Source organism: Phenylobacterium sp., assembly GCF_035475775.1.
In the GTDB taxonomy this organism is placed as follows: domain Bacteria; phylum Pseudomonadota; class Alphaproteobacteria; order Caulobacterales; family Caulobacteraceae; genus Phenylobacterium.
The window spans coordinates 1-11,732 of sequence record NZ_DATIMC010000015.1; the positions used below are offsets into that span (position 1 = coordinate 1).

General features: G+C 71.9%; 16 protein-coding genes. 2 read left to right on the forward strand and 14 right to left on the reverse strand.

What is annotated here, in order from left to right; all coding sequences use genetic code 11:
- The 11 genes from VLI41_RS02055 to VLI41_RS02105 all read right to left on the reverse strand — a co-directional run.
- Positions 1-419, reverse strand: a 419-nt coding sequence (locus VLI41_RS02055) for an rRNA adenine N-6-methyltransferase family protein (RefSeq protein ID WP_325266392.1), incomplete at its 3' end; no start/stop codon positions are given.
- The gene (gene surE, locus VLI41_RS02060) at positions 419-1,192 is read right to left on the reverse strand and encodes a 5'/3'-nucleotidase SurE (protein WP_325266393.1); all 774 of its coding nucleotides are present in this window, start codon (positions 1,190-1,192) and stop codon (positions 419-421) included. The genes VLI41_RS02055 and surE, both read right to left, overlap by 1 nt.
- Before the next feature lie 127 nt (positions 1,193-1,319).
- Entirely contained in the window at positions 1,320-2,642 is a 1,323-nt protein-coding gene (gene serS, locus VLI41_RS02065) for a serine--tRNA ligase (protein WP_325266394.1), read from the reverse strand.
- Between the two features lie 63 nt (positions 2,643-2,705).
- Positions 2,706-3,620: a twin-arginine translocase subunit TatC gene (tatC, locus tag VLI41_RS02070; RefSeq protein ID WP_325266395.1), complete on the reverse strand. Its 915-nt coding sequence runs from the start codon at positions 3,618-3,620 to the stop codon at positions 2,706-2,708.
- On the reverse strand, positions 3,617-4,135 hold the full coding sequence (gene tatB, locus VLI41_RS02075; protein WP_325266396.1) for a Sec-independent protein translocase protein TatB: 519 nt from the start codon (positions 4,133-4,135) through the stop codon (positions 3,617-3,619). The genes tatC and tatB overlap by 4 nt, the downstream gene beginning before the upstream one ends.
- 60 nt (positions 4,136-4,195) lie before the next feature.
- Complete coding sequence (locus VLI41_RS02080; RefSeq protein WP_325266397.1) at positions 4,196-4,408, reverse strand: twin-arginine translocase TatA/TatE family subunit; 213 nt, start codon at positions 4,406-4,408, stop codon at positions 4,196-4,198.
- Between the two features lie 105 nt (positions 4,409-4,513).
- Entirely contained in the window at positions 4,514-5,161 is a 648-nt protein-coding gene (gene scpB / locus VLI41_RS02085; RefSeq protein WP_325266398.1) for an SMC-Scp complex subunit ScpB, read from the reverse strand.
- A complete protein-coding gene (locus VLI41_RS02090) occupies positions 5,158-5,961 on the reverse strand; it encodes a ScpA family protein (protein ID WP_325266399.1) in 804 nt (267 codons plus the stop codon). Before VLI41_RS02090 ends, scpB begins: the two co-directional genes overlap by 4 nt.
- Positions 5,958-6,983 carry a beta-N-acetylhexosaminidase gene (gene nagZ / locus VLI41_RS02095; protein ID WP_325266400.1) on the reverse strand — a complete coding sequence of 342 codons (1,026 nt, stop codon included), beginning with the start codon at positions 6,981-6,983 and terminating at the stop codon, positions 5,958-5,960. Before nagZ ends, VLI41_RS02090 begins: the two co-directional genes overlap by 4 nt.
- A complete protein-coding gene (locus VLI41_RS02100) occupies positions 6,980-7,861 on the reverse strand; it encodes an SPOR domain-containing protein (RefSeq protein WP_325266401.1) in 882 nt (293 codons plus the stop codon). The genes nagZ and VLI41_RS02100 overlap by 4 nt, the downstream gene beginning before the upstream one ends.
- A 142-nt stretch (positions 7,862-8,003) precedes the next feature.
- Positions 8,004-9,182 (reverse strand): deoxyguanosinetriphosphate triphosphohydrolase, encoded by a 1,179-nt coding sequence (locus VLI41_RS02105; RefSeq protein WP_325266402.1) that lies wholly within the window; start codon positions 9,180-9,182, stop codon positions 8,004-8,006.
- A gap of 82 nt (positions 9,183-9,264) precedes the next feature.
- Here VLI41_RS02105 and erpA point away from each other — a divergent pair, with 82 nt between their 5' ends.
- A complete protein-coding gene (erpA, locus tag VLI41_RS02110; RefSeq protein ID WP_325266403.1) occupies positions 9,265-9,609 on the forward strand; it encodes an iron-sulfur cluster insertion protein ErpA in 345 nt (114 codons plus the stop codon).
- A gap of 60 nt (positions 9,610-9,669) precedes the next feature.
- Positions 9,670-10,062 carry a hypothetical protein gene (locus tag VLI41_RS02115; RefSeq protein ID WP_325266404.1) on the forward strand — a complete coding sequence of 131 codons (393 nt, stop codon included), beginning with the start codon at positions 9,670-9,672 and terminating at the stop codon, positions 10,060-10,062.
- Between the two features lie 19 nt (positions 10,063-10,081).
- On the opposite strand, the gene VLI41_RS02120 is transcribed toward VLI41_RS02115, so the two are convergent.
- The 3 genes from VLI41_RS02120 to VLI41_RS02130 are packed head-to-tail and all read right to left on the reverse strand — an operon-like array spanning position 10,082 to position 11,546.
- Positions 10,082-10,555 carry an SRPBCC family protein gene (locus VLI41_RS02120; protein WP_325266405.1) on the reverse strand — a complete coding sequence of 158 codons (474 nt, stop codon included), beginning with the start codon at positions 10,553-10,555 and terminating at the stop codon, positions 10,082-10,084.
- Positions 10,552-10,905 carry a metalloregulator ArsR/SmtB family transcription factor gene (locus tag VLI41_RS02125; RefSeq protein WP_325266406.1) on the reverse strand — a complete coding sequence of 118 codons (354 nt, stop codon included), beginning with the start codon at positions 10,903-10,905 and terminating at the stop codon, positions 10,552-10,554. Before VLI41_RS02125 ends, VLI41_RS02120 begins: the two co-directional genes overlap by 4 nt.
- Positions 10,905-11,546, reverse strand: a complete 642-nt coding sequence (locus tag VLI41_RS02130) for a glutathione S-transferase family protein (protein ID WP_325266407.1) — start codon at positions 11,544-11,546, stop codon at positions 10,905-10,907. Before VLI41_RS02130 ends, VLI41_RS02125 begins: the two co-directional genes overlap by 1 nt.
- Positions 11,547-11,732 lie beyond the last annotated feature (186 nt).

Genomic DNA, 11,732 nt, shown 5'->3' on the forward strand with positions numbered 1-11,732 from the left:
CGGGTGATGATGTTGGTCAGCCCCAGGGTCTTGAACCGCCCCTGGGCCTCGGCCAGCAGGGTGCGGTAGCGCTCCACCGTATAGACCAGGCGGGTGAGCTTGGAGAGGATGGTGGTCTGGTAGCCGGAGCCGGTGCCGATCTCCAGCACGCGCGAACGGGGCTCCAGCCGCAGGGCCTGGGTCATCAGCCCGACGATATAGGGCTGGCTGATGGTCTGGCCGCAGGCGATGGGCAGGGCGGAATCCTCCCAGGCCCGCTGCTTGAAGAGGTCGGGGGTGAAGGCCTCCCGGGGCGTCGTCTCGATGGCCGAGAGCACCTTCGGATCGGTCACGCCCTGCGAACGCAAGGTCAGAATCAGCCGGGCGAGTTGGGCGCCCTCGCCGTCCGGCCCCGGGCTCTGGTCCCCTCCGCCGGCCATCATAGCCTCGGCGGCGGCCCGCCCAGCACCTTCTTCAGGTCATGGACGGTCGGCTGGTGCGTCAGGTCGATGTGCAGCGGCGTGACCGAGATGCGGCCTTCGTAGAGCGCGCGCAGGTCGGTGCCCTCCGGCGGGCTCGAGCGGGTCTGGCGGAAGCCGATCCAGTAGTAGTCGCGCCCGCGCAGGTCGGTGCGCTTCTCGGCCATGCGGATATGGGCGTCGCGGAAGCCCTGGCGGGTGACCTCGACCTCGGCGATGTCGGCCGGCTCGCGGTTCGGGAAGTTGATGTTGAGGACCACGTCGGCGGGCCAGCCGATCTCCACCAGCCGGCGGATCACGCCTGGCCCGAACGCCTCCGCCGGCTCGAAGGAGGCGCCCGGCTCGTAGAAGCCCATCTGCGACAGCGCAATGCCGGGCACGCCCAGCGCCATCGCCTCGATCGCGCCCGCCACCGTGCCCGACATGGTGACGTCCTCGGCCAAGTTCGCCCCGCGGTTGACGCCGGAGAGCACCAGGTCGGGCTTCTTGCCCGCGACCAGCTCGTGGACGCCCAGCATGACGCAGTCGGTGGGCGTGCCGGTGGTGGTGAACCGCCGTTCGCCGAGCTGTCGCACGCGGATCGGCTCGGCCAGCGTCAGCGCGCGGCTCGCGCCCGACTGCTCGTACTCGGGGGCGCAGACCCAGACGTCGTCGGAAAGCTGGGCGGCGATCCGCTCCAGCGCCGCCAGGCCCTCCGCGTGGACGCCGTCGTCATTGGTGACGAGGATGCGCATCACCCGCCCATTCCCGCGCAGGCGGGAATCCAAGCCGCGTCAGCCGAACAATCGCGCCCACCGGCGTCCACCAGCTGTGCCGCTTGGGTCCCCGCCACCGCGGGGACGAGCGGAGGAATGGCGCACCTCATGCGCTTCCTCCGATGTGGGTCATGCCGGGCAGGTACGGATGCAGCGCCTGGGGGATAGCGATGCGGCCGCCCTCGTCCTGGTAGTTCTCCATGATCGCCACGAGCGTGCGGCCCACCGCCAGGCCCGAGCCGTTCAGGGTGTGGACGAAGCGCGCGCCTTTCTCGCCCGCCTTCTTGCTGCGGGCGTCCATGCGGCGGGCCTGGAAGTCGCCGCAGTTGGAGCAGGAGCTGATCTCCCGGTAGCGGCCTTCCGAGGGGATCCAGACCTCCAGGTCGTAGGTCTTCCTGGCCGAGAACCCCATGTCGCCGGCGCAGAGCAGCATGGTGCGGAACGGCAGCTCCAGGCGCTTCAGCACGGCCTCGGCGCAACCCACCATCCGCTCGTGCTCGTCGACCGACTGCTCGGGGGTGGCGATGGAGACCAGCTCGACCTTGTTGAACTGGTGCTGGCGGATCATGCCGCGGGTGTCCTTGCCCGAGGCCCCCGCCTCCGAGCGGAAGCACGGCGTCAGCGCCGTGAGCCGGAGCGGCAGCTCCTCCTCCGGCGTGATCTGTTCGCGGACCAGGTTGGTCAGCGAGACCTCGGCGGTGGGGATCAGCCAGCGCAGATCCGGCGCCTCGGCGCCCGCCACGGCGCTGAGGCCGGGAAAAGCCGCGAACTGGTCGTCCGCGAATTTCGGGAGCTGCCCGGTGCCGAACATCGTCTCCGAGCGCACCAGCAGCGGCGGGGCGACTTCCAGGTAGCCGTGCTCGCGGGTCTGCAGGTCGAGCATGAACTGGCCGAGCGCCCGCTCCAGGCGCGCGAGCTCGCCCTTCAGCACCACGAAGCGCGCGCCGCTCATCCGCGCGGCGGCCTGGAAGTCCATCAGGCCGAGCGCTTCGCCGAGGCTCTGGTGATCCCTGGCGCTCTTAATGGCGAAGGGCTCGCCCCAGCGGCGGACCTCGACATTGTCGTGCTCGTCGCGGCCCGCCGGCACGTCGGCCGCGGGAAGGTTCGGCAGGCCCTCCAGCAGGGTCTTGAGAAGGCCGGCCGCCTCGCGCTCGGCTTCGGTCTGGGTCTCCAGCGTCGTCTTCAGGGTCTCGACGTGGGCCATGAGGCGGGCCGCCTCGGCATCGTCCTTCGCGGCCTTGGCCTGGCCCACCTTCTTCGAGGCCTCGTTGCGCTCGGCCTGGGCCGCCTGCAGCGCCGTCTGGGCGGCGCGCAGCCTGCCGTCGAGCTCGAGGATCTGGGCCACGATCTGGGCCCCCGACAGGCCCTTCGCGTCCCAGGCTTTCTCGTAAAGCGCGGGCGTCTCGCGAATGGCTCGGATGTCGTGCATGGGGGCCGCGGAAGGGTTGGGGGGCGGCCCTCTCTAGAGCGCGTCGGCGGGGGCGCCAACCTCCTAGGCCGCAGCGGCGGCGTCCTCCCGGGCGCGTTTGCGCTCGATCAGCTTCACGCAGCCGATGGAGACGAAGTAGAGCGCCACGATGGGCAGGGCCAGGAGGGTCATGCTGATCGGATCGGGCGGGGTGACGACGGCCGCCGCCACCACGATGCCCGCCACCGCGAAGCGCCAGCTCTTCAGCAGCATGCCGGCGTTGACCATCCCGGCCATGGCCAGCAGCGTCAGCACGACCGGCAGCTGGAAGAACAGGCCGAAGCAGAGCACCAGCGTGGTCACCAGGTTGAAGTAGTCGGAGACCTTCGGCAGCAACTGCACCGAGATACCGGGGCCGATGACCTGCTGCGAGAGCGAGAACCACAGCACGAACGGCATGATGATGTAGTAGACGAGCGCGGCGCCCAGGATGAACAGCGCCGGCGCGGCGATCAGGAACGGCAGGAAGGCCCGCCGCTCGCGCCTGTAGAGCCCGGGCGCGACGAAGGCGTAGACCTGCCAGGCGAGCACCGGGAACACCAGGATCACCGCGCCGAAGCCGGCGAGCTTCACCTTGGTGAAGAAGTATTCCAGGGGCGCGGTGAACACCAGGCTGGTCACCTTGCCGGGCGGCGGCGGCAGGTCGAGCGCGCCGACCAGGGCCAGGAACATGTTCTTCGCCCCGCCGAACACCGAGATCAGGCCAAGGTGTGCGGCGTGGCCCGCCTCGCCCTCGCGGATCGCCAGCAGCTGGGCGGCGATGGAGAACGGCCGCAGCAGGAAGCGGAACAGGGGATCGGAGAAGTAGAAGCAGACCAGGAAGCCCAGGAAGATCGCCGCGATGGAGACGATCAGCCGCTGGCGCAGCTCGATCAGGTGATCGAGCAGCGGCGCGCGCGAGGCCTCGATCTCCGCGGCTTCGGGATCGACGTCGCTCACGCGCCCGGCCCGGTGGTCTTGGGCCGCGGCCTGGCGGCGGGCTTGGCGGCGGCGGCTTTCCGTTTGGGCGGCGCGCGCTTGGCCGAGGCGGCCTTGGCGGCCGGCTTCCTGGCCCGGGGCTTCGGCGCGGGCGCGGGCTCGGCAGGCATTGGCTCCGGCGGCGCGCCGCCGTCGGAGAACTGGTAGCTCATCGGCGGATGCAGCTGGACGCCCACGTCGGCCAGGCCCTGATGGATCTCGTCGAAGGTCCGGGTCATCTCCGGTCCCTGCGCCTGGGCGGCGATGTCGGAGAACTGGCCCTGACGCAGCGCCGCCACCTCCTTGCGCAGCTCGTCGAGCTCGGACTGGCGGGCCATCTCGTCGAAGCTGGCGCGGAATTCGGCGGCCATGCCGCGCAGCCTGGCCATGAACTGGCCGACCCGGCGCAGCAGGATGGGCAGGTCTTTCGGCCCCACGACCACCAGCGCCACCACCGCGGCGATCATGAGCTCGAGGGTCTTTCCTTCGAGGAACATGGCGCTGGCCTTAGCGCGCTTTCAGAGCAGGGGGAACGCGAAGGGGGAGCGCGCGGCGGGTCAGCTGCGCGCCTTGTCCTTGTCGGACTCCTTCGGCAGCGGCTTGGCCGCTTCCCCGGAGGGGTGCTCGTCCTCGCCCTTGAGGCCGTCGCGGAAGGCGCGGATGCCCTTGGCGGTGTCGCCCATGATCCCGGAAATCTTGCCGCGGCCACCGAACAGCAGGACGAGGATCGCCCCAAGGATGATCAGGTGCCAGATCGAAAACGAGCCCATCTCGTAGAAACTCCCTGAGCGTGCCGCGGCGCCTCCATGCGGCCGCGCCCGCCAATCTCTCACGCGTTATATAGTCCGTCCGCCGGGCCCGCGCCATGCGGCGGGTCAGGCGGTCTCCTCCTCCGCCTCGCCCAGGAAGTCGGTGTGGAACTCGGGGACATCGCCTGCCTCCAGCGGATCCTCGTCGGCCGCGGCCGCGCCCGGATCTGGCACGGCGAAGTCCGGCGGCAGGTCGAGGCTGAGCAGGCCCGCGGCCTTCATCTCGGCGGCGCCCGGCAGGTCGGTCAGGCTCGCAAGCCCATAGTGCTCAAGGAAGGCGTCCGTGGTGCCGTAGGTGACCGGCCGGCCTGGCGTGCGCCGGCGGCCGCGCATCCGCACCAGCCCGAGCTCGAGCAGCACGTCGAGCGTGCCGCGGCTGGCCTGCACGCCGCGCACGGCCTCGATCTCCGCCCGGGTCACCGGCTGGTGGTAGGCGATGATGGCCAGCGTCTCCTGGGCCGCCTTGGAGAGCCGGCGCGGCTCCTCCCTTTGCTCGGTCATCAGCCAGGCGAGGTCGGCCGCGGTCTGGAAGCGCCAGCGCTCGGCGACGCAGGCCAGCTCGACCCCGCGGCCGACGTAGCGCGCCTGCAGCGCCGCGAGCGCGCCGGCGACGTCGGCGCCCTCCGGCAGGCGATGCGCCAGGTCGGCCTCGCTCAGCGGCCCGGCGGCGGCGAACAGCAGCGCCTCGATCTCGCGTTCGGCGGTCTCGCTCATGCCGCCTTCCCCCGGGCGCGGAGGAAGATGTCGGCGAAGGCTTCCAGCTGGCGCGCCTCGAGCGCGCCGTCCTTCACCAGCTCCAGGCTGGCCGAAAGCGTCGAGGCCACGTAGGAGGCGCGGCTGGGCCCGCGCCCTTCCGACCCGAACGGGGCGACGCCGGCCAGCGGAGTCCAGCGCGCGAGCTCGGGCAGCAGGCGACGCAGGCGCTCGCGGGCGTCCTCCAGCGGATAGGCCTGTGGCGGCGCGGGCGCATAGCGCCGGTCCTGCGCCTTCCGCCGCTGGCCGATGTAGGCGCTCATCAGGGTGTAGAGGTCGCCTTCGATGCGGCCGGCGGGGACGATCCGGATGGCTTCCGGATCGCCGCGGCCGAACACGTCGCGGCCGAGTTGCGGACGGGCCTTCAGCGCCTCGCCCGCGCTGCGCATGGCGTCGAGCTTGGCGAGCCGGAAGGCGAGCCGCGCGGCCACCTCCTCGGCCGGGAGCTCGTCGGGCTTCGGCCGCTCGGGCCTGGGCAGCAGCAGCCGCGATTTCAGGTAGGCGAGCCAGGCCGCCATCACGAGGTAGTCCGCCGCGAGCGAGAAGCGGCGCCGGCGCGCTTCCTGCACGAACACCAGATACTGCTCGGCGAGCTCGAGCACCGAGAGCTTCAGGAGATCGACCTTCTGGCTGCGGGCGAGCGCCAGCAGCACGTGAAGCGGGCCCTCGTAGCCGTCGAGGTCGACGATCAGCGCCTCGCCGTCCAGCGCCGCGGTCTCGGCCGCCGCGAAGTCGAGTCCGGGCTGGAAGCCGGTGTTCATGCCGCGAACCTGCCGTCGAAGGCCGCCTCGAAGCGCGCCTGCGCCTCGGCGAGATCGAGCGGCTCCGGCGTGCGCGGCAGACGGCCCAGCGCCGCCTGCGCGCGACGCGCGGACCGGCCCTTCAGCTCGCCGACGCCCTTCGCCACCGCCGTCATCTCCGCCATGTCGCCGTTGCAGTGGAGGACCACGTCGAGGCCGGCGGCAAGCGCCGCCTTCGCCCGCGCCGCGAAGTCGCCGGAGAGCGCCTTCATCGAAAGATCGTCGGTCATCAACAGCCCATCGAAGCCGATCGCGCCGCGGATCGCCTTGCGGACCACGGCCCGCGACGTGGTGGCCGGCCGCCTGCGGTCGATCGCCGAGAAGATCACGTGCGCGGTCATGCCGAGCGGCATGTCGGAGAGCGCCTGGAACGGGGCGAAGTCGCGGGCCGCCAGCGCCTCCAGCGTGGCCTCGACGACCGGCAGCTCGAGGTGGGTGTCGGCGCGGGCTCGGCCGTGGCCGGGCATGTGCTTGATGACCGGCAGCACGCCGCCGGCGATCAGGCCCTCGGCCGCCGCGCGGCCCAGCCGGATCACCTCCTCGGGGCTCTGGCCGTAGGCGCGGTCGCCGATCACCTCGTGGCCGGAGGGGTCCGGCACGTCGAGCACTGGGACACAGTCCACGTTGATGCCGACGCTCCTGAGGTCGTGGGCGATCAGCCGGGCGCCCAGGCGGGCGACCTCGCGGGCGAGCAGCGGATCGGCGCCGGCGATCTGGCCGTAGGCCCGGCCCGGCGGATAGCGCCGCCAGTGCGGCGGGCGCATCCGCTGCACGCGCCCGCCTTCCTGGTCGATGAGGATCGGCGCCTCGGGCGCCTCGATCGCGCCGCGCAGGGCCTCGGTCAGCCGGCGCACCTGGTCGGGGGTCTCGATGTTGCGGGCGAACAGGATGAAGCCCCACGGCCGCACCTCGCGGAAGAACGCCCGCTCGCGCGGCGTGAGCTCCGGGCCCGCGCAGCCGAAGATGACCGCCCGCCGACTCATTTCACGAAGCAGGCCTTCCCGGCCGCCTTCAGCCTAGCGCAGAAGGCCTGGGCCTCGGCCCGGCTCGCAAAGCCGGTGACCGAGGTGCGGTAGAGGGTCTTGCCGTCCTTCTGCACGGTTTCGACGCCCTTGCCCCTGCCGGCCGCGAGCCCCGGGGCGGCGTCGACCGCCTCGTTCCAGGTCCTGTCGGCGAGCTGCGGCGAGGCGACCGCGCCGATCTGCACCGCCGCGCCGCCCTTGGCGCCGGCGGATTCGGCGGCGGCGGCCGGCGGCTTGGCCGGGAGCTTCTCTGCGACCTTCTCGGCGGCGGGCTTCTGCCGCGCGGGCCTGGCCGGCGCGGCCTTCTCGGGCGGAGGCTGGACGGGTCGGGCCGCGGGCTTCGCCTCGGCGAACCGGCTCGGCCGGGCGGCGACCGGCGGAGGAACATCCTGCGCCGGGCGGAGCGCCGGGGCCGCGGCGCTGACGATCGGCGTCGTGGGGGCCGCGGCCGGGGGTGGGGTCGACGCGACCGGCGGGCGCGGCGCCGGCTGCTCGGGCGGCGGCGTGAACTGCGGCTGGGCCGCGGCCTGTTGCGGCGGCTGGCCGGCCTCCGCCCGGTAGATCTGCAGGCCCTGCGCCGCGTCCTGCGGCTGGGAGTCGGGCGGAGCGGCTTGCTTGAGCGCGCCCACCGGCTGCCCCACGGACTGCGGCGGCTGGTTCGCCTGGCGAACCCCCGAGCGGTAGAACACGAAGATCGCCGCGGCCAGGCCGATCAGCACCAACAGGCTCGCCGCCAGGGTCATGGGGAACGGGCTCGCCCCGCGCACCGGCCGGCGCGCCTCGAAGGCGAGCGGCGCATCGGTCGGCGGCGTGTAGGCGCCGCGCTCGTGATCGGACATGGGCTAGCTCCGAACCTCGCTGCGGCGCGAATCATGCGCCGCCAGACCCAAGTCTAGCGAAGCGTGCGCCGCGGGCCCTCACGAGCGGCGCATTTTCTGTGGGCGGCGGCGGCGAGAGAATGGGGCCCGTGGCCGCAGGCCTTCAGAACGCCCAGACATCCAGGTGGAACAGCCGGCGGTGCTCCTCGATCGCGTAGCGGTCGGTCATGCCGGCGATGTAGTCGCAGACCACCCGCGCGCGGCCCGCCTGGTCGCGCTCGGCGGCGCGCGTCCCCCAATCCTCAGGCAGCACGTCGGGCTCGGCCAGGAACAGCAGGAACATCTCGGCCAGCATGCGGCGCGCCTGGCTGCGGGTGCGGTTGACCCGCCAGTGCCGGTACATCCGCTCCATCAGGAAGGCCCGCAGCCGGGCCAGGTCCTCGGCGGTGTCGCGCGAGAAGGCGACCAGGGCATGGCCGAGGTTGCGGACGTCCTCGGGAGTTTGCACCTTCCCGGCCGCCGCCCGGCGGCGGGTCTCGGCCAGCACGTCGTCGACCATGGCCCCGATCATCCGGCGCACGGCCTCCAGCCGGATGATCGAGCGGTCGCAGTCGGGAAACGCCTGCAAGGCGCTGGCCACGTGCGGCCCGATCAGCGGGATCTGCGTGAGATCCTCCAGGGTGAAGAGGCCGGCGGCCACCCCATCGTCGACGTCGTGGTTGTTGTAGGCGATGTCGTCGGCCAATGCGGCGACCTGGGCCTCGGCCGAGGCCCAGGTCGAGAGCCTGAGGTCGTAGGCGCGGTCGAACTCGGCGACGGCGGTCCAGGAGGGGCGATCCAGGCGGTCGGCCACCGGACCGTTGTGCTTGACGATGCCCTCCAGGGTCTCCCAGGTGAGGTTGAGCCCGTCGAAGCGCGGATAGCGGCGCTCCAGCCTGGTCACCACGCGGAAGGTCTGGACGTTGTGGTCGAAGCCGCCGAAGTCCTCCATCTGGATCTGCAGCTCGTCCTCGCCGGCGTGGCCGAACGGCGGATGGCCGAGATCGTGGGCGAGCGCGACCGTTTCGGCGAGGTCGGCGTCGAGGCCGAGCGCGGTGGCCAGCGAGCGGGCGATCTGGGCCACCTCCAGCGAATGCGTCAGGCGGGTGCGGAAGTGGTCCCCCTCATGAGCCACGAAGACCTGGGTCTTCTCCTTCAGTCTTCGGAAAGCCGTGGCATGGATGATCCGGTCGCGGTCGCGGGCGAAGGGCGTCCGCGTGCGGCTCTCGGGCTCGGCGACCTTGCGGCCCCGCGAGGCGGTGGGGCGTTCGGCATAGGAAGCGCGGGGCGGGATCGAGGGCATTGCGGCCTTCTGGCGATCGGCCTCTTGGTCGAAGCCGCAGGTGACCTCATATAGGCTAAGCCCAAGTTTCGTTTAACAAGACATGACCGTAGCGAGCCTGACCACCGACGTGACCCTTTCCGAGCCCGCCGCCCGGCGGATCCGCGCCATCGGCGCGGCCGAGGGCCGGCCGGTGATGCTCCGCGTCGCCGTGGAAGGCGGCGGCTGCTCCGGCTTCCAGTACCAGTTCGACCTGGTGGAGCGCGCCGAGGACGATGACCTGATCGTCGAGCGCGACGGCGCGCGCGCGCTGGTGGACGTGGTTTCGCTCGCCCTGCTCAAGGGCTCGGAGATCGATTTCGTCGAGGAGCTGGTGGGCGCGCAGTTCCGGGTGCGGAACCCCAACGCCAAGTCGAGCTGCGGCTGCGGCGTCAGCTTCTCGATCTGAGCCTTTCCCCGCGCAGACGCCGGGCGTAGCCTCCCGAGAGCGGTATTTGGGGGGCGTACCATGAGCGGATTGAATCGACTTCTCGCAGGCGTCGGCGCGGCCCTGATCCTGGCCGGCCCGGCCGCCGCGCAATCGGTGATCGGCGACTGGGCGGGCTCGCTCAGCCTCGGGGCGCGCTCGCTTCGGCTGGCGCTGCACGTGAGCCCCGCGCCCGAGGGCCTGCCGAACGCATCGCTGGAGAGCCCCGACCAGGGCGCGGGCGATGTGTCCGGCCGGGTCATCGACCAGAAGGGCGCCACCTCGCAGATCCTGTTCATGGAGGCGGGCGCGGACTACACCGCCACGCTCTCGCCGGACGGAAAGACGCTCACCGGCAAGTGGAGCCAGGGCGCGATGTCGTTGCCGCTGGTCATGACCCGCCAGTCGCCGGCGGCGGCGCCGGCCAAGCCCTGAGCCTTCGGGCCCGACCCGGTCAGGCCCCCGCCAGCTCGCGGCTCAGCGACCTCCCCACGCGGTCCAGCAGCAGGTTGGCGCCGTGCTCGCGGCGGCCGGCGTCGTTGTAGCCGTCGAGGAAGGCGCCGGTCTCGGTGAGCAGCAGGCGCGTGCCCTGGCCCGCCGGCTTGAACTCGATGGTCGCCAGCGAGACGGAGATCTTGGTTCCGTTCAGGCGCATCTCGTAGCCGTAGACGATGCGCTCGCCGGGCACGATGTCGAAGTAGCGGGCGTCGAACTGGCTCACCACGCCGCTCTCCCAGCGACCCGTCAGCCGCTCGCTGCCGCCCTCGCGGAAGTCGAAGACCCGCTCGAGCGTGACGTAGCCCTCCCCGCCCTCGAACCAGGCGGCCTTGCCCTCGGCGGTCGCGAAGGCCGCGTAGACCCGCTCGCGGGACGCGTCGTAGGTGCGCTCCAGGCTGAAGGTTCCATGGGTGATGCTGTGCTCGGTCATGAGGGGCTCCCTTCGTCGTCTTGCGGGGTCTGGCGGGCGAGGTAGTCGCCCAGCCGGTCGAGGCGGCGCTCCCAGGCCAGGCGCCGGTCGTTGATCCATTGCTCGGCCCGCTGCAGCGACCCGGACTGGAGTTGACAGGTGCGCACGCGCCCGTGCTTGGCCGTGGCCACCAGGCCGCTGGCCTCCAGCACCGCCAGATGCTGCACGACCGCCGGCAGCGACATCGCCAGCGGCCGCGCCAGCTCGCTGACCGAGGCCGGCCCGCGGGTCAGCCGCTCCAGCATGGTCCGTCGGGCCGGATCGGAGAGGGCCTGGAAGACGCGGTCGAGCGGGGCGGCGGCCGCGGGCATCAGAACGGCACGAACTGCAGGTAGGGCTCGGCGTCGGCCAGGGCGCGGGCGAACGAGGGCCGCGCCTTCAGCCGCTCCAGATAGGCCGCGGTGCGCGGGTGGGCCTTCTCGAGGGGCAGGATGCGGTCGGCGTAGAACAGCGCCGGCGCGGCGGCGCAGTCGGCGATGGTCAGGGCCTCACCCAGCATCCAGGCCTCGCCGATCTCGCGCTCGACGACATCGTAGGCGGTTCCCAGCCGGCGCCGGGCGATCTCCGGGATGGCCTCGTCGCGCGCGCCCGGCACGTCGCGCCGGTGCTCGGAGACCCGCTGCATCGGGCCTTGCACGTGGAGATCGAAAAGCCGGTCCCAGAATCGCGCCCGCCAGGCCTGCTCAGGGTCCTTCGGGATCAGCTCGGTCGCGCCCGGATGGAAGGCGGTGAGGTAGTCGACGATGATGCTGGTCTCCGGCACCGTCTCGCCGCGGGCCTCGTCGCGGAGCACCGGCATCAGCCCGATCGGCCACAGCGCGTGGAAGCGCTCGCGCGCCGGGGCGTCGGCGAGGTCGAGGAACTCCATCCGGAACGGCGTCCCGAGCTCATAGAGCGCCATCTCCACCTTCATGCAGAACGACGAGAGCGGGTGGGCGTGGAGGACGAGCATGCGCGACCCTCTTTCACTTAAGGATACACTTAACTATCGCGCAGCCCGCGGCCGGGCAACCGCTTTCTCGCGGCCGGCCGGGATCGAAGCTGGGCCGCTGTCAGTTTAGGACGGGCCAGCTCAGGGATGCGCGACCGACAGGGAAGCTCATGGCGACCGACACAGCCCAGCCCCACGAGGCGCTCG

What these genes read in the sequence shown, in the direction of transcription:
- surE (WP_325266393.1), bottom strand. Translation starts at nt 1,192, where the DNA reads ATGCGCATCCTCGTCACCAATGACGACGGCGTCCACGCGGAGGGCCTG.
- serS (WP_325266394.1), bottom strand. Translation starts at nt 2,642, where the DNA reads ATGCACGACATCCGAGCCATTCGCGAGACGCCCGCGCTTTACGAGAAA.
- tatB (WP_325266396.1), bottom strand. Translation starts at nt 4,135, where the DNA reads ATGTTCCTCGAAGGAAAGACCCTCGAGCTCATGATCGCCGCGGTGGTG.
- VLI41_RS02080 (WP_325266397.1), bottom strand. Translation starts at nt 4,408, where the DNA reads ATGGGCTCGTTTTCGATCTGGCACCTGATCATCCTTGGGGCGATCCTC.
- scpB (WP_325266398.1), bottom strand. Translation starts at nt 5,161, where the DNA reads ATGAGCGAGACCGCCGAACGCGAGATCGAGGCGCTGCTGTTCGCCGCC.
- VLI41_RS02090 (WP_325266399.1), bottom strand. Translation starts at nt 5,961, where the DNA reads ATGAACACCGGCTTCCAGCCCGGACTCGACTTCGCGGCGGCCGAGACC.
- nagZ (WP_325266400.1), bottom strand. Translation starts at nt 6,983, where the DNA reads ATGAGTCGGCGGGCGGTCATCTTCGGCTGCGCGGGCCCGGAGCTCACG.
- VLI41_RS02100 (WP_325266401.1), bottom strand. Translation starts at nt 7,861, where the DNA reads ATGTCCGATCACGAGCGCGGCGCCTACACGCCGCCGACCGATGCGCCG.
- VLI41_RS02105 (WP_325266402.1), bottom strand. Translation starts at nt 9,182, where the DNA reads ATGCCCTCGATCCCGCCCCGCGCTTCCTATGCCGAACGCCCCACCGCC.
- erpA (WP_325266403.1), top strand. Translation starts at nt 9,265, where the DNA reads ATGACCGTAGCGAGCCTGACCACCGACGTGACCCTTTCCGAGCCCGCC.
- VLI41_RS02115 (WP_325266404.1), top strand. Translation starts at nt 9,670, where the DNA reads ATGAGCGGATTGAATCGACTTCTCGCAGGCGTCGGCGCGGCCCTGATC.
- VLI41_RS02120 (WP_325266405.1), bottom strand. Translation starts at nt 10,555, where the DNA reads ATGACCGAGCACAGCATCACCCATGGAACCTTCAGCCTGGAGCGCACC.
- VLI41_RS02125 (WP_325266406.1), bottom strand. Translation starts at nt 10,905, where the DNA reads ATGCCCGCGGCCGCCGCCCCGCTCGACCGCGTCTTCCAGGCCCTCTCC.
- VLI41_RS02130 (WP_325266407.1), bottom strand. Translation starts at nt 11,546, where the DNA reads ATGCTCGTCCTCCACGCCCACCCGCTCTCGTCGTTCTGCATGAAGGTG.